This window comes from Tunturiibacter empetritectus, from assembly GCF_014201375.1.
Lineage (GTDB): Bacteria > Acidobacteriota > Terriglobia > Terriglobales > Acidobacteriaceae > Edaphobacter > Edaphobacter lichenicola_D.
The window spans coordinates 12456-32957 of the sequence record NZ_JACHDZ010000003.1; the positions used below are offsets into that span (position 1 = coordinate 12456).

13 protein-coding genes are annotated in these 20502 nt (G+C 56.9%); 2 read left to right on the forward strand and 11 right to left on the reverse strand.

The window, feature by feature from the left end:
• Positions 1 to 30: 30 nt before the first annotated feature.
• From HDF10_RS09070 to HDF10_RS09105, 8 genes are all read right to left on the reverse strand, one after another.
• Positions 31 to 1638: a PLP-dependent transferase gene (locus tag HDF10_RS09070; RefSeq protein ID WP_183812675.1), complete on the reverse strand. Its 1608-nt coding sequence runs from the start codon at positions 1636 to 1638 to the stop codon at positions 31 to 33.
• 67 nt (positions 1639 to 1705) lie between these two features.
• Entirely contained in the window at positions 1706 to 2179 is a 474-nt protein-coding gene (locus HDF10_RS09075; RefSeq protein WP_183812677.1) for a RidA family protein, read from the reverse strand.
• Between the two features lie 20 nt (positions 2180 to 2199).
• Positions 2200 to 3510 carry a selenocysteine synthase gene (locus HDF10_RS09080; protein WP_311732717.1) on the reverse strand — a complete coding sequence of 437 codons (1311 nt, stop codon included), beginning with the start codon at positions 3508 to 3510 and terminating at the stop codon, positions 2200 to 2202.
• A 42-nt stretch (positions 3511 to 3552) separates the two neighbouring features.
• Entirely contained in the window at positions 3553 to 4335 is a 783-nt protein-coding gene (locus tag HDF10_RS09085) for an RraA family protein (RefSeq protein WP_260177775.1), read from the reverse strand.
• A gap of 144 nt (positions 4336 to 4479) precedes the next feature.
• Positions 4480 to 7848, reverse strand: a complete 3369-nt coding sequence (locus tag HDF10_RS09090; RefSeq protein WP_183812681.1) for a TonB-dependent receptor — start codon at positions 7846 to 7848, stop codon at positions 4480 to 4482.
• Between the two features lie 238 nt (positions 7849 to 8086).
• Entirely contained in the window at positions 8087 to 8710 is a 624-nt protein-coding gene (locus HDF10_RS09095; RefSeq protein ID WP_183812683.1) for a response regulator, read from the reverse strand.
• Complete coding sequence (locus HDF10_RS09100; RefSeq protein ID WP_260177776.1) at positions 8707 to 11868, reverse strand: sensor histidine kinase; 3162 nt, start codon at positions 11866 to 11868, stop codon at positions 8707 to 8709. The genes HDF10_RS09095 and HDF10_RS09100 overlap by 4 nt, the downstream gene beginning before the upstream one ends.
• Positions 11869 to 11938: 70 nt before the next feature.
• On the reverse strand, positions 11939 to 13231 hold the full coding sequence (locus HDF10_RS09105; protein ID WP_183812685.1) for an MFS transporter: 1293 nt from the start codon (positions 13229 to 13231) through the stop codon (positions 11939 to 11941).
• A gap of 333 nt (positions 13232 to 13564) precedes the next feature.
• Here HDF10_RS09105 and HDF10_RS09110 point away from each other — a divergent pair, with 333 nt between their 5' ends.
• Complete coding sequence (locus HDF10_RS09110) at positions 13565 to 15100, forward strand: FAD-binding oxidoreductase (RefSeq protein ID WP_183812687.1); 1536 nt, start codon at positions 13565 to 13567, stop codon at positions 15098 to 15100.
• A 24-nt stretch (positions 15101 to 15124) separates the two neighbouring features.
• The gene (locus HDF10_RS09115) at positions 15125 to 16249 is read left to right on the forward strand and encodes a lactonase family protein (RefSeq protein WP_183812689.1); all 1125 of its coding nucleotides are present in this window, start codon (positions 15125 to 15127) and stop codon (positions 16247 to 16249) included.
• A 21-nt stretch (positions 16250 to 16270) separates the two neighbouring features.
• Here HDF10_RS09115 and HDF10_RS09120 read toward each other — a convergent pair whose 3' ends face one another.
• The 3 genes from HDF10_RS09120 to HDF10_RS09130 all read right to left on the reverse strand — a co-directional run bounded on the left by HDF10_RS09120 (position 16271) and on the right by HDF10_RS09130 (position 20468).
• A complete protein-coding gene (locus HDF10_RS09120; protein WP_183812691.1) occupies positions 16271 to 17359 on the reverse strand; it encodes an oxidoreductase in 1089 nt (362 codons plus the stop codon).
• Between the two features lie 50 nt (positions 17360 to 17409).
• Entirely contained in the window at positions 17410 to 18642 is a 1233-nt protein-coding gene (glgA, locus tag HDF10_RS09125) for a glycogen synthase (RefSeq protein ID WP_260177777.1), read from the reverse strand.
• A gap of 101 nt (positions 18643 to 18743) precedes the next feature.
• Positions 18744 to 20468, reverse strand: coding sequence for a carboxypeptidase-like regulatory domain-containing protein (locus tag HDF10_RS09130; RefSeq protein WP_183812693.1), 1725 nt, complete (start codon positions 20466 to 20468; stop codon positions 18744 to 18746).
• Positions 20469 to 20502 lie beyond the last annotated feature (34 nt).

Here is a 20502-nt window from a genome sequence, read left to right on the forward strand (position 1 = left end):
GACAGGTCTTCAGTGCCCCGACGACGAACGTTAGACACGGGTCGCCTTCCAGCTTGCGTCTCCGTACTCTCCCATGTTGACGGTTCCGACGATTGTATTGCCCTCAACTATTCCACGAAACGTCCACGGAATTGTGTTTCCGCTAACGTCCATATTGCTATGCAGTTCAAGCTGGTTCGCATGAATGGAGCCTTTCAGATCGGCTTTGTAGAGTTCACCCTGCTGTCTACCAGTAAGGTCTCCTCCGCTTTGTTCAAGAATGAAGTGCTGCTCCCCGACGCCACGCGAATATTGAATCGCAATGGCCCACTTGCCGTCTACTTGTGCTGGGGCTCCGGTCGGAATGACAGGATCTTCATAATGGCCAGGTTTAGTGAGACCCTCGTAGATCGCATCCGCGATGATGCGGTCTTCCCCGGGATCCATCATGTACGGCATGATGGTAATCGAGCTGGCCATATGGGCGGGACGAGTGCCGGTGCCCCCATCGACAAGAATTCGTGGTGCGCCTGCATCAAGACGCGCGACAAGCTCAGTGCCCGTGATCTTCAGTGAGGTCGCATCCCAGTGAATACGGAGACGCGGTGAGCGGTTGGAAAGATCTTCTGGCTGCAGATACTCGGTCGTCACTGAAGGTAGCCCCTTCACTCGTCTCTCGATGTACTGAAGCCAGGAGAGCCACTCCTGCTGTTCTGCCGCATGGTCGCGTTTGTACCATTGGCGCACCGCAGCCAGCAGTCCCATCACCTCTTCCTTACTGCACTTGTACGCGCGGCCGTAGTTGTGATGCGGCGCTGCCTGAAAGTAAGCCGCCCGGCACAGATCTTTCTGTCCGATAAGCATTCCAGATGACTGCGGCCCGCGCATACACTTGCCTCCCGAGTAGCCGACTAGCGAAGCACCGTGCTGAATGTGGATGTTAGGAACAAGCGGCTCCTCAGCAGCGGCATCCACGAAGACGGGAATCCCCTTTTCCTTTGCTATCGAGCAGATACTGGGGATACTAAGCGGACCCCGTTCTGCATCTGGCCCCGACAGAATATAGATCATCGCCGTGCGCTCTGAAAGCTTACTGCGAAGCTCGTCTGCGGAGTCCACTTCAACGATCTCTACTCCCGTCATGCGAACGCCGAAGTCATAAGGATTCCGTGAGTGTTTAGGAATGATGACCTGATCGCGTGTCTTGATGTAAGGAAGAGCCTGAGACTTCTCCGGATCGGTTCCTGCGATACATGCAATCGTAGCGAGTGCAATGGCCGCTTCGCATCCGGTCGTAGCAATGCCCCACTCCGCCCCTGTCAACTGCCCCAGCTCTTTGCCAACAGCATCCATAAGCTCGTCGAGATGAACAAAGTAAAACGATGCGTCGTACATCGCCTGCTTCACCTGAGGCAGAGACCGGGAACCGCTGATAATGGTGAAAGTACCGCGACCGTTCACGATAGGCCGTACGCCAATGCGGGTAAAGAGATTGTCGCTCTCTGTGCCTTCATGCGTGATCGTCCGCTGAGCCGATGCCTTTTGCTGCGCCGTCGCAGCCAGGGGTGAGATTGAAGTTACAGCTCCAAAAGCCGAGAGCATGCCAGACTGCTTGAGGACTTCTCGCCGTGACCACCGTGCGGTGCGAAAGAGAGACATAAGAACCCGTTTCCTTTACCTGAAATAAGTCATGTTTTTGGAAGTGCACCGGCGGCTCGGATCAAGTTCAGATGTAGGCAATAAGATCGATCTCTACGAGCGAATTTCCCGGAATGCCTCCGGCCGGGGCAATCGTAGTGCGTACCGGAGGGATCTTGCCCCACCGGCCGCCGTACACGGTGTTCATCTTTGCCCAGTCGTTGATGTCGTTGAGATACACGTTGACCTTGAGAACCTTCTCCATGGAAGAGCCCGCTGCGGTCAGATTCTTCTCAAGTTCATCAAGAACATGCTTTGTGTGCTCTTCAATTGTCCCTTGAAAGTGCGCTCCGACTCCCGCAAGAAAAAGAAGGTTGCCATATGAAACGGCGCTTGAGAAGAGCGGGACCGGTTCTGAAGCTGGTTTGGCCGGATAGGATTTCTTCTCGAGCTTGCCGGTTACCTGCGCCTTCGCCGTCCCGGCGAGGGCTGCGCCTCCTGTTGCAACGACGGCTGCTTTGGCAGCGTTCTTGAGAAGACCTCTTCTGGACTGCTTTTCCATGACTGACTCCTTTTCTGTTGTTAGGCTGATCGAGCGTTGCGCGATGTTAAGGCGTTAGGGTGAAAGAGGGCTGCGCGAAGCTGACGGCCCACGATCTCGGCTTCGCCAGGCTGTAGCATCCACGTTCCAACGACGATGGTGTTTTCGTTGGAGTGAGAGCCAAAACGGCCAGATGAGCCTGTCGCAGGGTTCAGTTCAATTCGAGGACGCTGTGCACGAAGCCGCTCCTGAACCTGCTTTGGCGTGATACCAACAACCTGCGGGTCGTACGCAAGCATCAGATGCGGCACATGGTTGGCGATATCAGGCACGAAGATCTCCGTCTTCATCGTGGGAATGGTCTTCACCTCCCGAACAATCACATCGGCGCGGCGCCTATACTCGGCCTGATCCGCCTCGTCGTTCTGTTCGAGCAACCAGTCCACCGCAGCGACCATGCCGACGATCTGCTCCTTGGCAACCTTCATACCGCGGCCTACCGCGTCTGAGTTTGGGTTGTTGCTCTCCATCGCCAGATCGATAAGATGTTTTTTCCCGAGTAGCAGTCCCGCATTTTGTGGACCGCGTATTCCCTTCCCGCCCGAGAAGCAGACAAGATCGTAGCCCATGCTCGTGTACTTCCACAGATTCTCAATGGGAGGCATATCCGCCGCAGCATCCATATGGCAAGGCACGTTATGTTGATGCGCAATCTCAAGCCAGGTCTGGCGATCGATCTCACCCTCTTCGGCTGAATTAAAGAAGTTCGTCATGATCGTCTTTGGAGAGAATGCGCGTCTGTACTCATCCAGCGTTGTAACCTCGACGATGCGCACTCCACACAGCAGCATCGCGTGGTCGTACTCGTAGCGATGAGCTTTCTGAACGATCACCTCATTCTTCATGCCGCCTACACTCTCCGGAATCAGGTTTGCTGGAACGCCATTCGCGTTGGCAATGCAGGCAGCTGTTGCGAGCGTGAGTGCAGCAGAGGCGCCAGAACTCACCAGAGCTCCTTCGCATCGAAGTCGTTTGGCAATGTAATCTCCCGAAGCTATTTGTAGATCTTTCAGGACAACGGGATGCAGAGCCGCCTCTGCGACAGCGCGCTGCACCTGCGAAGGCATAACGGCGGCAGTGAGATAGGTGTAGGTTCCGGCGGCGTTGATGATCTTCTCGACGCCGAGCTTTGCATAGTAGTCCTCCGGTGACACAGACTCAGAGATGGGAGACAGGGCATCGGACCTCGACGACAGGAAAGGTATCACACCGAGAGCGGCCAGCGCAGCCTGCGACCAACCCAGGAATCGCCTTCGCGTAAAGATTGTTGAATCTTGTGCAGGGAATGTCACCAAAGCCTCCAGTAGCCACATCGTTCTAAGAAAGTAGTGCGATCAGATTCTGCCAAACTGGCGGACAGCCTCTGTGATGGAATGAAATTTTTCAATGAAGGGATACATAGAGTGTTCGCTGTTATCCAGCCTCTGTGCGAGAACGAGGATGTCAGCTGCATGCTCACGCGGCACCACCACGACACCGTCCTGATCAGCAACAACGATATCGTTGGCAGCAACCGCAACGCCGTCGCAAACGATGGGAACATTAACTCCCGCGAAGCGATAGTGATTCACCGAAGTGGAGGGCACCGGGCCCGTGGAATAGACTGGAAAGCCGATGCGCTTGAGCTGCGGCAGATCGCGAACTCCTCCATCGACGACCGCACCGGCGAACCCCCTGGCGAACATGGCCGTACCCATAAGTCCACCCATGCCGGCAATATCTGCCCCGTCTTCTACCTGCATGACATAAACGGATCCAGCCCCTCCGGAGTCGATCGCTTGAAGCATCCCGGTCAGCGCCGCTGGGTCTTGGTTCTCTTGTTTAATCAGCTTGACAGTGAGCGCAGCACCGGCAAACTTTGCGGGAAACACCGACTGCATGCGATGCGACATGTACCGCTTTTCATGGAGCGCCTGCTCGATAGCGTCGGAGACGGAAGCAGCTTCGACATGACGATACGCATCAATCATGGCTGCCGGATCCGCGGCATATTCTGCTGAGGTCTTCTGTGCGTCGGCGTTCACCTTCTGCACAAGGGTAAGCACTGTACAACAAACTAAAACGACCACAGCTATGCCGATGAAGGGACGAATCCAATTCGTCTTGTTCGAGGTCATGATAGAAAGGTTCTCCTCCACAAAATAATAGGTCTTTGCGCTTCAACTGTGATCCCCGGCCCTTCCAAATCCCCAGCACTTCCTTCGATATACAAAGGGCAGCAGCCGGCGGCATTACCGGCTGCTGCCGAATCGAACAAGTCGCTAAAAGATGAACTTGCCCGCGAGTTGCAGCGAACGAGCTCCACTCAACTCACCGGGAAGGGTCTGGACCCCGATAACCTGACCGAATCCACTGGTGCTCACAGCAGTGCTTGATTGAGACGCAGCGTTGAGAGTTGGATTTCCGCTTCCGTTCGAAGAGTTTGGATTTGCCGCACTGGGATGGTTGAACACGTTCAGAGCCTCAGCCCGGAATTGAATCTTCATGCGCTCACGCAGCCCAAAGTTTTTGAAAAGCGAAAGATTATCATACGAGAAACCGGGCCCATGAAGAGTATTTCTGGAGGTGTTTCCGAAGGCATAGTTGTAAGCAACTATGGTTCCAGAGGAGTTCAACGTCTGCGGAGCTACGGGAAGTGTGTAGGCTGTCGTGTCGATGCACGACGTCTTGTTGCCGGTAATGTAGTTGTGCAGACTGCAGTGAGCACTGGCCAGATGAACAAAACTCGGTCGGGTCGTACCCTGATCGAATCCTGCGCTGTTATAGCCGAGCACTACGTTGAAGGGCATGCCAGTCTGCAGATTTACGATGTCATTGAGCTGCCAGCCACCAAGTGTCTCCTGAACCCAGCGGTTTCTTCCTTTGAAGGACGGCAGATCGTAGGTCATTACGCCGACGAAACGATGCCTGATATCCCAGTTGGCGTTGCCATAGTCGGCTTTGATATTGAATGGCTGCGAGGCGGTACCGCCGCCGTTCGAATCTGAGCCAATGTCCAGATCGTGAGACCAGGTATAGCTCGCCTGTCCCGATAGACTATGGAAGAGCCGCTGACGAAAGATTGTGGTCAAGCCGTTGTAGTGGGAGTAGGCGATATTGTTGAGGTCGCGGATCGAACCGAAGAGCTGGTTTGGCCGCCGAGAGTTGAGCGTCGGCTTAGTAGTTTTGTAGGACGCAATCTCGTTTCCACTAGGATTGATGGGCAGATTGGTGTAGTCGCTGATATCCAGATGCAGAGAGTGAGACCCCAGATACTGAAGCTCAAAAGCCGCCCCCCTCCACAACTCCTGCCCAACGCTCACGTTCCACTGATAACTGCGCTGTGTTTTGTTCTTCGGGTCGTATTGAACTGCGCTCTGAAAGCTGCCGGGAATTCCAGCAGCTGAAGAAGAGCTATTTGCTCCCGCAGTTGGATCTGCTAAGGATAACTTCGTTCCAATTGCGCTGTATCCGACGAAAGCTCCCAGTGGATAGTTGTTGCTGAGCAGAGTAAAGCTATTGAGTTGGTTGGCGTTATAGTAAAAGCCCGCTCCTCCTCTGATCACCGTCTTATCGGTCGCGCGATAGGCGATTCCCAGACGCGGTCCCCAATTGTCATGTGTTGCGCTGGCAAGCTTGAACCCGGGAGTCGGAGTGAAGGCCCCTGGAGTCTGCGCAGTTGTGGGCGGAATCAACGCGGTCTCGTTGGCATTCAGCAAACGGGCGTAGCCGTTCAGACTGTAAGGGACGGTCGGCAGGTCATAACGCAGACCATAGTTGATGGTGAGCTTTGAGGTAGCCTGCCAGTTGTCCAGAACAAAGAATCCGTCACGCCACTCGCCCACCGAACCCTTGATGGTACTTACAGGCGTCTGATCGCTGGCAGGCAGGCCCAACGCAAAGTCGGCCCGGCTGTCGCCCGTCAGCGTGCCATTGAAAGTAAACAATCCAAGAGATTCGTTGGTCGCGGCACGGCCTAAGGTCAGTTTTCGCAGTTCTATACCAGTCATGATGCTGTGCTTCCCACGGGTGTAGCTGACTTGGTCATACCCGTCGAGCGTACGGTCGTCCTGGAACCAGTTCGTTCCGTTGTTTCCAATGTTCATGCCGCTTGCACTGGTGAGCTGGACATTGGGAATTCCAAGGTTTCCCGTTGTCGTGTCGTAGTTGAAGCCGGGAATGCCGAGAGAGGTGCCGGCTCCTTTGAGGTTGTTCACATACCAGTAGTTCAAAGAGTCCGTCAGAAACTTGTTGATACCGAAGTGAAAATCATTGACGAGTCGGGGCGTAATGACGTGGGAGTATCCGATAGCCAGATTTCGGCTATTACCAGGTCCGTATCCGCCGGCTACTGGAACCTGATTTCCGTTGGAGTAGGTCAGGTTCTGCCAGTGGTAGCGTACGAAGAGCCGCACCCGCTCCCCGATGTTTTCATCGACGCGCTCCAGCGTCTGGGCGATAAACAAGTTGTTCGGGAAGTACACATTGTTGAGGTTGTTGTTTATCCCCGCGACGTTCGGCAACGGCACATATGCCTCGTACTTTTTGGCAATCAACGCTGCAGGAGTCGATAGTTCGCTGGCCGGAATCTGATTGTTCGGGTAGTAAGCATTGTTGTTATACGGGTCTTTAAGACAGATGCCCGTACAGCTGCCGTTGGGATTCAGGGTGCCTAACGCTGAGAAGTCGCCGCCCTCCTGGGCCGCTGTCATGACGGTGGAGGTGCCGGCGCTCTGTGCCTTTTGATTGAGCTTCTCGTAGGAACCAAAGAAGAAGGTCTTGTTGCGGCCGTTATAGAGCTTCGGAATCCAGACAGGGCCGCCTAAGGTAAACCCATACTGGTTGTAGTTCAAAGGCGCCTTCTTCTGCGTAGGAGAGTCAAGAAAGTTGTGCGCGTTCAGAGCCGTATTCTTGACATAGTCGTAGACCACGCCATGAAAGTCATTGGTGCCAACCTTGCTCACGAGGTTGATGTGAACGCCGAGGTAGGCGCCATACTGTGCAGGATAGTTGCCGCTCTGCATCTGAACCTCGGAGATCATATCCGTGCCCGGGCGCGCAGGAGTGACGTTTCCCAGGTTATTCATGATCGAGACACCATCGAGAGTCAGATCGTTCTGAGTCTCACGCTGTCCTGCTCCAATAAAGTCGACGCCGGGAGGGTTTCCGCTGTAGCTGGTCTTCGATCCGATCGTGACGTTCGAGGCTAGCGCAGCCACCTCGAGCGCATTGTGCCCCTGAACCGGAAGATCCTCGACCTGTTTGGTCGAAAACGTCTCCCCGAGGTTCGCGTCGTCGGTAGAGAGCGGAGCCGTAGCGGCGGTGATGGTGACGGTCTCCGTTGTGGACCCGATCTTCAAGTCAAAGTCCGTACGCACGGCAAGGTCCACCGATCCGGGAACACCCACCGTCTGTTCCTTCTTGAATCCCCCCTTTTCGACGGAGAGATCGTAGACGCCACTCTTGATGAAGGTAATGGAGTAGTATCCCTGCGAGTTGGTAGTCGCCGTATACTTCACCTGCGTGGCCTCTTCCGTGGCCGTGACCTGAGCACCGACGACTGAGCTTCCGCTCGCGTCAACGACCGTCCCTACCAGAGCTGTGTTGTTAGCGATCTGCGCGGATGCGCCCGAAACACCAAGAAGACACATCAAACAAACTCGTAGAAGAACTTTGTTCACAGCACGACCTCCGAAAGACGTCCGTTGATTTATTCACAGTCCATTCGCCTGGCTTGCAGAGCGAAGGCGGTAGCCCACCGTCGGCTGATTCGGCAGGTACAGCGGTTCAAATCCCAGGTTAAGGATTAACAGGGATTTGATTACGGGGTCATCTGATTGTCATTAGGCTGTTGCCATGTCTTTAGCTAGGACAAATGTCCTAGGTTCGTCAGTTCAGGTGGACAAGTCCGCGCTGAAAAGCGTAGATCGTCGCCTGAGTCCGGTCGCGTGCACCCATCTTATCGAGCAGTGAACTGACATGAATTCTCACCGTCTTCTCAGCGATATGAAGATCCTCTGCGATCTCCCGGTTACTAAGTCCTCGCGTAATTCCGGCGAGCACCTCGCTCTCGCGTGGCGTCAACTCCAGAACCGGTGTGCGTTCGGCCAGGCGGTCGAGCGCAAGGTGAGGAAGATACCTTAGCCCCCGATCCACGTTCTGGATAGCATTCAAGAGCTGTTCTCCACTCGCATCTTTATTCAGATATGCCATCGCGCCGCTTCGTACCGCACGATAGATATCCTCGCTGCCCTGATAGTTGGATAGCACCACGATGCGAGCGGAGGAACACTCCTTGCGAATTTGATCGATTACTTCGAAGCCGCTGAGCCGTGGCAGGCGCAGATCGAGCACCACCACATCCGGACGCAGACTCCGGTACATTTCAACACCTGTCTCACCGTCGCTGGCTTCACCAATAATCTGGATCTGCGAGTGGCCCGAGAGCACCGAGTGCAGCGCCATGCGCGCAAGAAAATGATCTTCGATCAGCAACACCCGAATCTGTTTCATATCCCTATCCAACGTATAACATGATGCTCCTGCCTTAGCGACTGCCGTGCCGCGTTGAAAGACACCTTCACCGTCACCTCAGTACCGGCTTCGGCAGAGGTCTGCAGCCGGAAGGTGCCTCCGATCTTTCGCGCCCGCTCCTCCATCACGGGAATGCCGAAGTGGCCGCGACGCGAGCTGTTCGCCTCCGAGCCTTGAAAACCGCGCCCGTCATCGTAGATAGAGAGGCTCAGCGAATCGACCTCATACCTCAGCAAAATGAGAATCCGTGAAGGATTGGCGTGACGAATCGCATTCGAGACCGCCTCCTGGCCAATACATACCAGATGATGGACGCAGCCCGGAGCAAGTGGCTGCTCCTCACCCTCAACTTCAAAGGTAGTATTGAAACTCTCCTGGAGCGGATTAGCTTCAAGGACGCGACCAAGCGCTCGTGACAATAGATTGGTCATCTCGTCCGCATCACGCAGATCCCAGATGATTCGTCGCGCCTCCGCCTGGCAGTGCGAGACCATGCTTCGAGCCAGCTCGCACGACCGAGCGGCAGGAGTAGAGCTCGAATCACTGTCGCGAAATAACTTCGAGGTCGCCTCCAGCTGCCATGAGATCGCGGCAAATCCAGCCATCAGCGTGTCGTGGCACTCGCGGGAGATGCGATTCCGCTCTTCCAGTACGATGCCTATTCGACCCTTCATCAACTGAAGACGACGACGAAACAATTGTGTCGCAAGAACAAGAACAACAAGGCAAAGACCCGCAGCGAAATACCACGTCTGGTAGAAATAAGGCCGCTGTTTCACCTCGACCGCACTCACCGGAGAGGTCCAGTCCTCACCACCGGCCCGGGCTTGCACCTCAAACCTATAGGTTCCCGGCGGCAGACGGCGGTAACGAGCCACATGAGCGCGCGTATTCGTCCACTCCGCGTCGTACCCTGCGAGACGATAGCGATACTCCACATGCGCCGGATTCGAAAGCAGCTTCGCGTTGAAGAAGAACAAAATGTCAGGCTGCCCTGCCTCGAGTTCGATCCGCGAATCGCCCGTCCTCGTCTCGGTATCGGCGGCATCGGGATCGCTCGACAGTGTCCAGCCCGTGATTGTCGCGGCAGGATTTATCGTGCCTAGCTTCTCGGCAACATCCGTCGTATGTACGAAGCTCTTGGTCGTCGCAAACCACAGAGTCCCGTCAGGCTGAAGCGCAGAAGACGGCTTCGATGGTCCGCCACACTCTGAGGACCGCATTCCATCCGCCTTCCCCAGAGTCACAACTGATAACGGGTGCTGTCGCCCGTCGATCACCGCATGCAGCTCAGCCACCGTAAGGCGCACGATCCCTCGATAGGTGCCAAGCCACAGATGGCCGTCCTGATCCTCCGTCGCCGTGTTCACCGGTTGCGCCGGTGCGTTGACGTTGCCAGGCAGAGCAACCGCATGATCCTGCCTAATTGCAACGATTCCGCCGGCCTTGGTGGCCGCCCAGAGATATCCTCCACTATCAAGCACCAGCGAGAGCACATATGGATGAGGAAGGCCGGAGACCGCCGATACCGTTCCATCCCGAACACGATACAGACCACTGCTCGTTCCGACGAGAATCGAGCCGTCTTTATCCTCGATCAGGCATGTAATCAGCTTGGTCTCGACGAATTGTCTGCGATTTCGTTGATCCGGCTGCCCCTGCGGAAAGTACAAAACCCCTATATAAGTCCCCACCCACAGACCGCCGTGACTGTCGGCAAGAATAGAGCTGACAGCATTGCCTGGCGACTCGTTGCCAAGCAGATAGTGCCGATAGGAGTGGCCGTCATAGCTGTAGATTCCGTCGAACCACGTTCCTATCCACATTCGCCCCTTTTGGTCTTCTTCAAGGGCTCGGATTGCCGTAGTGATCGGCATGCCCGGAGGACTGGCAGGAATGATCTGGCCGTTGTGCCGCCGAAACAAACCGTTCCCCCACGTGCCAAACCACAGATCGCCACGGCTGTCCGCAAACACATTGGCGGCGTAGGAGGCGTGAAAACCCTCAGGTTCTCCGAACGGAGCAAACGCTCCTTTGTGCCATCGGCTCAGGCCACCGGAGAGCATCCCGACCCAAAGGTTCTGCTCGTCATCCATAAACAGAGTTCGGATGGCGTCATCAGGTAGTCCATTACGCGAGTCCCAGTGCGAGAGCCCGTCTGCAGCAAAACGCCACACCCCCTCGTGGCGGGTCCCCAACCAAAGATCTCCGGCGGAATCACCGAGCAGACCAGTGATCGGACTTGCGAGGGTTGCACGCACCACAGGATCGAATGCAGGGGCCTCGCCGCATAATACGCACTTGCGTGGAACCAGCTGCACTAGATGAGTCATCGTTCCCACCCAGATCCGCTGTGCCGCATCGCGATAGACCGCGACCTCAGTATCGGAGGCCGACGTACCAACCGGATAGCGTTGGACCTTACCGCTTTGCCAGTGGTAGAGCCCCGAAGAGGTGATGAAGAACATCCCTCCATGACCATCCTCGGCGAAGGGAGTCGTGATATCACCGGAGATCATTCCGGCGCCGGCAATCGCCTCGAGGTGATTGTGAACGAATCGTTCGATCCCGTTCTGGGTAGCGATCCACAGCACCCCTTGTGCATCACGAAAAAACGTTCGAATTCGCTCGTTATGAAATCCCGCCAGCTCGCTGATCGGAACGGTACCGGATGCGGTACGGTGCAGTATCCCGCTGCCATCGGTTCCAATCCAGAGATCGTCATTGCCCTCCGGAAGCACCGCATTAATAGCTTCATTATCAACGAGGCCACCGACCACAATGGGAAGGCTGTGAAAGTGCTGTCCATCGAAGGTGGAGAGCCCCGATCCGGTAGCAAGCAGCAGCAGTCCATCCGGCCGCTGCGCAATCATCCGGACGTTATTGTCAGGCAGTCCGTCCTCGATCTGCCAGTCCTGCTTCTGATACTCGGAGAGCCTGAGCGGAGACGATGTTAGCGCCCGCGCCCCACCTGCGAACATCTCCGCAGCTAAGCAAAGAAGAACACACAGAATCAGTCCCCTGCCACGACGAAACTGGCTCTCGGCCGAGATCGACCCCACGCGTCGCGGAAGACACGCTGTCGTCGCGGCGTAAGGGTCACGCTCCACTCGAACGGGATGGAATCGCCTGGTCAATATTCAGATAGATCTCAAGGCGAACACATATTTCTCTGCGTTGCAAGCGAATCCGCTCCGAACGAACTCGCTAGGCGTCGAGCGGACGTTCCGGATGCACCGTCAACCAGCAAAGCGCCCCGATCACAGCCAAGACCGCAGCAAGGGCAAAAGAGGTCGTCCAGCCGAAGCGCTGAGCGATCCACGGAGTCAGTGACGCCGTCACCGCACCCCCGATCTGGCCTCCCATATTCACCATGCTCGAAAACACTCCAGAGCTGCGACCTGCGATGTCGATGGAGACAGACCAGAACGAACTTTGCGACAGATATAGCGCCCCGGCCCCGCCTGCGAGGATGACTCCTGCAAGCTGCGGACTGTGAACCATCGATCCGATCACCAGAAAGCACGCCGTCGCAAAGAGCGCCACCGCCGCCAGACCAGCGCGGCCGACACGGAGCCCATACCGATCCGTCAGTCTGTCGCTGATCGCACCGCCGGCCAGACAGCAGATCGTCATCGACAGGAATGGAAGCATAGAGTAGCGAGCGCTCGATTTGAGATCGAAGCCTCGCACCTGCGCCATGTAAAGAAAGAACCAGCTGAAGAAGATCCACGCGATGTAGCCGAAGCTGAAGTAGCCGATCATCAGCGCCGGAAGATCGCGGCGATGGAAGATCGCACGCCACGAGATCGCAACCGTTTCGGAGCTGAGAGCGCGCTGCTCCTGCACGGTTCCGTTGATTCCCGCGTGAATCTCGCTCAGTTCCAGTGGACCGACATCTGGGTGTTCCTCGGGGGTATCCCGCGAGTAACGCCACCAGATGGCCCCCGCGATCAGACCGACAATCGCACTGAACCAGAAGGCCGCGCGCCATCCGCGATGGGTGATCAGCCACGTAAGCAGTGGTGGAGTGAGGCCGCTGCCGGCACCGACTCCGGCGAAGATAAGCCCGTTGATGAAGCCGCGCTCGCGGATCGGAACCCATCGAGCAACAAACTGATTCGCCGCGGGATAGATCACCGCCTCGCCTGCGCCCAGCGCAAACCGGATCGCAATAAGCAACATCACCGCATGCGAGATCCCTGAAGGCAGCATCGCCGTCAGCGCCGTCGCAATCCCCCACCACAAAACTCCAAGGGTCAGAACCCGGCGCGGGCCAAAGCGAGCCGCAAGCCATCCCGCCGGAAGCTGAAAGCCCGCATACCCAATAAGAAACGCGCTGAAGATCCAGCCCAGCCGCTGATTCCCCAGTCCATACTCTTTACTGATCTGTATCCCGGCGATCGAGATGTTGGTTCGATCAAGAAATGCGACGCCACTCAGGACGAAGAGCCAGAAGGCAAGCAGAAACCTGACTCGGGTATGGCGTTCGAAATACACTGGTGGTCCTCCTACCGCGATACGTGGCCCGGACAGATCTTTGCAATCGACTCTGACAGAGCGCTCCGACCTCCTATTGAACAACGCCTCGAGCATTTCTCTTTAGGACTTATGACCTATATCACTTGCAGAGACTTCGCCTGATGAAACTCAACACTGCCGGTCCATCGTCGTCGACGACACTGGAATCTGACAGCTAGGTCATTTAGCCTACTTGAGAATCGGCCGCTCGCCCGATGACAAATTACAGACGCTGCTGTCGAATTCGCTCTAGTCACTGATACATACTCTTCTGGCCCTTACCTTTGTGGCAATTGAGATGAAATAAACAAGATGCCCATTATCATTACACGCGACGACCCGCGATACGTGAGCTTGCAAAAAGGCCACAACGCGCGATTCCCCGAGACCGAGATCGACGCAGCAAAACGGATCTTCCTGTGTGAGACCTCCGCCGACGCGGCTGTTGCTCTTCAGCAGATCGTGAGTTCTGGCCTGCGGCCCACCATACGCAGCGGAGGTCACTGCTACGAGGACTTCGTCGCAAATAATCCCGGCGGCGCTATTCTGGATCTCAGCCTTCTCTCCGGCATCAACGACGGCAGAAGTGCCCCGCCCTACCGGATTGGTCCCGGAGTGCAGCTCTGGAACGGATACCTCGAGCTCTACAAACGCTACGGTGTAACGCTTCCCGGAGGGACCTGCGGCACCGTCGCGGCAGGTGGCCACATCAGCGGCGGAGGATATGGTCTCCTGTCTAGGCTTCATGGGCTCTCCTCCGACTGGCTGACTGCGGTAGAGATTCTGACGGTCAATGGGAGTGGGAAGGTAGTCCCCCGCCGAGTAGACGCCCGCCACGAGGCCGACCTCTTTCGCGCCTGCCGGGGCGCAGGAGGCGGTGGCCTGGGCGTGATCACTTCCTACGAATTCGACAAGCTCCCGCAGCCGCCAGTGGAGGTCGTCGAAGCTTACATCTCCTTTCCGTGGGAGGGCATGACAGAAGAAAAGTTCGTATCGCTCCTGAAGACATTCGGAGAGTATTGGGAGACCCACGGCCAGGATCCCGAGACCTGGGGGATGTTTGCGGTCCTGGTAGTCTCGCATCAGGCAGGCGGAGGACACATGGGAATGTCCATCCAGTTCTGTAACCCCGACGGCACATGCCGCGACCTGACCATACTCAACGATTATCTGGACCGCTTTCTCCAGTGCGGCTCCCCAGCATCTCCGGCAGATGGCACTGGCCATGCAGGACTCGCAGCCAGAAAAGACGCAGGCGACCCTCTCTGCTCTGGAGTCCACATCGTCCGACGACGAAACTGGCTCGATGCCACAGCCGGCAACAACAGCTCCGGCAGCAGCACCCGCGCAAAGTACAAATCCGCCTACATGAAACGCGGCTTCACCGAGGCCGAGGCCCGCTGCATCTATAAGCACATGACCCGGACGATCCCGAACGTCGATCTTCGTGGCTCGGTGATCGAAATGGACTCCTACGGTGGGGCGATCAACCGCAAAGAACTCCTCGAGACTACCTCCGTGGTGCAGCGAGCATCTGTACTCAAGCTCCAGTTCATGACCTTCTGGGGAGAACCTCAAGACGACGCCGGAAGACTTCAGTGGATCCGCGACCTCTACAAAGATCTCTACTCGGGCCCCGACTCCGACTCCGACCACAAAGAAACTCCTTGGTGGAGCTCCCGCCACGAAGGCTGTTACATCAACTACCCCGACCGGGATATGCTCTCCTACACCTACTGGCCTCAGCTCTACTATGGCCACGGAGAACTCTACCCATTCCTCCAAACCGTGAAGCGAAAGTACGACCCCAACAACATCTTTCATCACGCCATGTCGATACGCCCCTGAAGAGTCGAACCATAAGGAACTCCGATGAATCAGCGCTCCTCTCTCAATCGCAGACACTTCCTTCGCATCGTGGGAGCCGCCCCGCTTGCGCTGCGAACGAGCGTGGCGCGCGGGCTTCCATCGTCTCCGCGTCTTGCATACGTTGGGAGCGGCTGCGGCGAGATCTACGTCTTTCACATCGATGGTCCTAACTGGACGTTGAAGCAGATCGTAGCCTGCAAAGCCCCCGCCTCCCTCACAGTCCATCCGAATCGCCGTATTCTCTACGCGGTCAACCAGGTAGACAGCCACCAGCACCTGCCCACAGGCTCAGTCGAAACCTTCACCCTCGCACCTGACGGCAGACTTGCCGCTTTCAGCAAAACTTCCCTCTCGCTCTCCGCAACCCTGCCCCGTCACCTCGCCCTATCGCCCGATGGCAAAAGAGCCGTCGTAGCGATTCACGGTGGAGGAGCCTATAATCTCCTCGCCCTTCCCGATGACGGCCAGCCCGCACGGATAGCCGGAATTCTCAAGGAGACTGGCTGCGGCCCCAACGCACTGCATCAGCTCTCCGCCCATCCCAGCATGGCTCTCTTCGACACGACCCAACGCCGTGTTCTCACCTCCGACACGGGTAGCGATCGAATCAGTGTCTTCGCGGTCGACGAAACCAGCCTCACAGTGCACCAGAGATTCGCCACTGATGCAGGCAGCGGACCGGCCCATCTCGTTCTACATCCCAAAGGAGATATTCTCTTCGTTGCCAACCATCTCAATCGCTCCCTCTGCAGTTACAAATATGACCCGGAACAGGGCAGGATTCTCCACTGCATACAACGCGTCGCCGAAGACACAGGCGGTCCTTTGGCTCTCCATCCATCAGGTTGCACGCTCTACACCACTGGCGGCGGCGAAGACGATGTCATTCAAGCCTGGCACATCGATCGAACTACTGGCAGACTGAATCGACTCCAGAGCTGGCACCAGCACTCCGCGAGATCCGTCGCCATAACAGCTGAACGCAATACCCTCCTAGTCGTAAGCGATACCCTCAACGGCGTGCTGCGTTTTGCAGCAGAGCCCACCGACGGACGGCTCCATACCCCAAACCTGGCAGCAGAAGTGCCCGAGCCATTTAGCATCGCAATGCTCTCCGATCCCGTGTAAGCCGGGTCTTCGGATTCGCGTCTAAAGAGCAGGATGAGCTCGACGCCACTGAGCGACCTCGCTCGGGCTCATCGGAAGCGTCAACACTCTTCCCTGCTCACCCGAGCGAAATGTTGTCTCCAGCACAGCCATCACCGCTACAGCATCGATCCCTGGAATCGAAGCTGGCTGTCCTTCCAGCATCGCGTCCCTGATTTGCATGTAGTACATCTGCTGGTTTCCCAATGGCGCTGGAATCTCCGTGCGCCTGCCCGTCTCGCCGTCGTACAGAACGCCAGGGTCAGGGTCGTAGCCGAAGCCGGGACTACCAGGCACCATGCCTTCCTTCAGCTGCGTCTCCTGCACATCCGCACCGTACTTCACCCAACTCGCTCGTGTCCCATGAACGATCGATCTTGGACCACCTCTCGAGACCAGCAGCGACGCATGAAGAACAATCCGCAGACGTTCATAGTTCAGCTGAACATGAGCCCAGTCCTCCGTCTTTCCGCCTTCACGCAGCGTGGCAAAGCTTGCGCTAATCGACTGCGGGAGGCCGAAGAGATACAGCGCCTGATCGATAAGATGTGGCCCCAGATCAAACCACAACCCCGCACCTGGGCCCTCCTCCTCGCGCCAGCGCTGGCGCACGTGAGGCCGGTAGCGGTCCATGTGACACTCATAGTGTGAGACCACACCAAGCGCACCCGACTGCAGCACCGCGCGTGTGGCCTGAACCTCGCTCTCCCAGCGACGGTTGTGAAAGACCGAGATCATCCTTCCCTGCTCCTCCGCAATCTCCAGCAGCGAGCGCGCCTCGGCGAGCGTCACCGTGAACGGCTTGTCGACGACCACATCCTTCCCCGCGCGCAGCGCAGCCGAAGCAAGCGGAAAGTGGCTGTCATTGGGGCTAGCGATCACCACAAGATCGACATCGGGATGAATCGCCACCTCCGCGGCAGAACAGATCGTTACCTCACTCAGATCGTTCCGCACAACTTCAGGCCTGCTCGAACCCACCATCGTCAACGCAAGCCCCGGAACCGCACGAATCAATGGAGCGTGAAAGGTCTTCCCTGCATACCCATAGCCGATCAGGCCAACACGAATTGTCCGGGAATCTCCGCTCATCTCACCTTTAGGGTCGCCAGCCAAATATCAGCTTTCTCGGTACGCAGCCATCAACCGCGACTATTCGCCTCACTGCGATCTCGGAGGAGCTTTCGGTAAAGATCGATCGTCTGCTCCGCGATGGCCGACCACGCAAAGGTCTCTTCCACGCGTCTGCGTCCTGCCTCCCCGAACCTCTTCGCCTTCTCAGGATCAACGAGCAGGTCGGAGATCTTCTCCGCTAGATCACGCGAAAACTTCTTTGGATTCGAAGGGAACGTCGTCACCGGGTCCTGCTCAAACGGCACCAGATAACCCGTTACCCCATCCACCACGACCTCCAGAATCCCCCCGGTCGCGCTCGCGACCACAGGAGCGTGGCAGGCCATCGCCTCCAGATTGATAATGCCGAATGGCTCGTAGACAGAAGGGCAACAAAAAACAGACGCGTTACTGTAAAGCTGAATCGCCTCGGGCTTGGTCACCATCTTCTCGATCCATACGAGGTGCGAGTTGATCTTACTGACCTCCTCAACCTTTTCGCGCATCTCCGCCGCGATCTCCGGCGTGTCCGGTGCACCCGCGCAAAGCACGACCTGCGTCCCCTTCGGAAGATGAGGGATCGCCTCGACGAGATGCGTAACGCCCTTCTGCCGCGTAATCCGACCGACGAACAAAACATAAGGTACCGTCGGATCAACCCCGTACTTGATCAGCGCCGACGTGTCCGAAGTCTTTTGATACTCCTTCAAATCGATCCCGTTATAGATAACGTGAATGCGTTCCGGGCTGATCTCAGGGTAAGACCGGAGAATATCTTCCTTCGTTCCCTTCGACACAGCGATCACCGCATCGGCATCCAGGATTGCAGTGCGTTCCATCCAAGAGCTCATCGCATAACCGCTGCCTAGCTGCTCCGCCTTCCATGCACGCAACGGCTCCAGGCTGTGTGTCGTCAGTACGAAAGGAACGTTGAAGAGCTTCTTCGCAAGAAAGCCTGCCATCGACACGTACCACGTGTGCGTATGCACAACGTCAATCCCCGCAAGCGACTTCACCTGTGCGAGATTGAGACTCAACGCCTCAAGGGCCGTCTTGTACTTCCCCTCTGTGCCGTTTGTGATCTCCGACCATGGCTCTGCGCCATGCACATGCAGGTTGCCTTCATCGAACGATTGATTCCCCCAGCAATAAACCTCAACTTCGATCGACTTGGCCAACTCCCGACTGAGATATTCAACGTGAACTCCAGCCCCGCCGTACACATTCGGGGGATACTCTCGTGTCATCAGACCAACTCGCAAGCAAACCTCCTCATGTTCGGTATCGACCTTGAGCGTCGAATCAAACAGAGACACATCATACCGTTTGGATGAGGACGAAGGAGATGAAGAATAGAGGACGGCTAGAACGTGAACGCAAGCCCTGCCTGAACAGTCCGGGGCGATTGCGCCAGGAACAGGGTCTGGCCATCCGCCGACAGGAACGGCCGATATCCCTGCGCCAGAAGATTCGTGACATCGACCGTAGCCTCGAGTCCCGGCGGCAACAGACTTCCCAGCCGTAAGGTCTGCCGCAGATAGCAACTGAGGTATGCCTGATCGCTGAAAGGAGCGTAGGGATCAACCGCAGTCACCAATCGTGTCGGTTGCCAGCGATAGGCCGCTCGAATTGCCGTTCCACTGCGAAGCACCCTGCCCCGCAAAGCGACCGTCGCGGTCCGAGCACTCACAGGCGCCAGATCAGATCCAGTCCCAGGCAGGCCGACAGCAGCCCCATCTTTCGCGCCAAGCGCTGCCCCGGTGCCGTACTCCACCGCAAACCAAAGGCTCGTCGTCAGCGGCTCAGTCAACATGACATTCAGACCTCTGGCGTTGTAGCCGGCACTCAAAAAACGGAAGTTCCCCGTCGTCGAATCGGCGATAATCCCGCTCGCGCCACTCTGTCCTGTCTGCGCAATATCAGCAGCAGTCAACGCGCCGCCACCAGAGACTGCAACCCGGTTCAGAGAATCACTGTAATACGCAACCTGCACCATTCCGCGGCCAGTCTTCCGGCCAACCGTAAACTCCTGGTGCAGGCCGCCCTCGGTCTGGATTCTCCCTTGATAGATCACAGCAACAGGCAGCTCACGCTTCACTGTATCGAGCCCTGCAAACGACTGCAGATCCTGCGACGTGGCCATCCGATAGCCAACGTTCCAATTCTCGGTCGGGTGCGCTGTTACCTTCAAAAACGGCCGCGATCCGGAGGCATAACCAGACGTCCGGGCGACATACACGGTACCTCCCGCCTCCACGTCTACCAGATCCCCAAGCTGCATCTTCTGTCCGCTGGCCAGCTGCACGACTTGCAAGCCAGAAGATCCATCCGGCCCCAACACTTCAGGATGCACTTGATAGCTCAACACCGTCCGTGCCGCGCCCCCCATTCCAAGCTGCATTCCATATCCGGTCGCAACCTCTGTCGACTGCCCGGCTGATGGTGCCCCAGGTTGCGTCCCGATATCCGCACGCAGGGTCAAACCGGCTCCGTCATCGAGCACTCGGTCGAACGCAAAGACATTATGAATTCCGCTGCTCCCAAAGCCGCCATCGCCAGCCATAACCTCGGCACGCACTCTTTCTGCACGCTTAATCAACTCACGAACGCTTGACGAGACCATGATCACGTCCCCATCTTCAGCTAGCCGAAGGATGGGACGATTGGCGACAGACCGCAAAGTCCACTTCCAATCGTCACCCGGCTCGTCCGCCTTGCGACGCTCGGCAGGAAGCCATGCCGTCGATTCAAAGAGAGTGCTCAGAGTGAGATTGACGACCGCCTGTGCTCCAGACTGAAGCTGGAGGTTGCCTCGCATCGCCGGAACAAACAACGCTGCACTAGCGCGTACCTCATACTGGCCAGGAAGTAGATGCGCAATGAAATAGCGCCCGTGGAGATCTGTAAACGCGGTTCCAGCCATGGCAGAATCCGCAGCTATGACTTGTACCAGAGCACCCAACTGCGCCACTCCCTGCGCGTCGCGAACCACCCCTGAGACAGCCGCACCTTGGCCCACAGCAACGCTAGTAGCTGCAAGAAGCAGCATCAGCGGCAAAAGCGCGATCTTCACCTGGGGTCGTTGCACAGTGAATCCGTCCTGCGCGTCGAATGGCGGTCCG

Coding starts and splice junctions, on each gene's coding strand:
- HDF10_RS09070 (WP_183812675.1), bottom strand. CDS start 1,638: ATGTCTCTCTTTCGCACCGCACGGTGGTCACGGCGAGAAGTCCTCAAG.
- HDF10_RS09075 (WP_183812677.1), bottom strand. CDS start 2,179: ATGGAAAAGCAGTCCAGAAGAGGTCTTCTCAAGAACGCTGCCAAAGCA.
- HDF10_RS09085 (WP_260177775.1), bottom strand. CDS start 4,335: ATGACCTCGAACAAGACGAATTGGATTCGTCCCTTCATCGGCATAGCT.
- HDF10_RS09090 (WP_183812681.1), bottom strand. CDS start 7,848: ATGTGTCTTCTTGGTGTTTCGGGCGCATCCGCGCAGATCGCTAACAAC.
- HDF10_RS09095 (WP_183812683.1), bottom strand. CDS start 8,710: ATGAAACAGATTCGGGTGTTGCTGATCGAAGATCATTTTCTTGCGCGC.
- HDF10_RS09110 (WP_183812687.1), top strand. CDS start 13,565: ATGCCCATTATCATTACACGCGACGACCCGCGATACGTGAGCTTGCAA.
- HDF10_RS09115 (WP_183812689.1), top strand. CDS start 15,125: ATGAATCAGCGCTCCTCTCTCAATCGCAGACACTTCCTTCGCATCGTG.
- HDF10_RS09120 (WP_183812691.1), bottom strand. CDS start 17,359: ATGAGCGGAGATTCCCGGACAATTCGTGTTGGCCTGATCGGCTATGGG.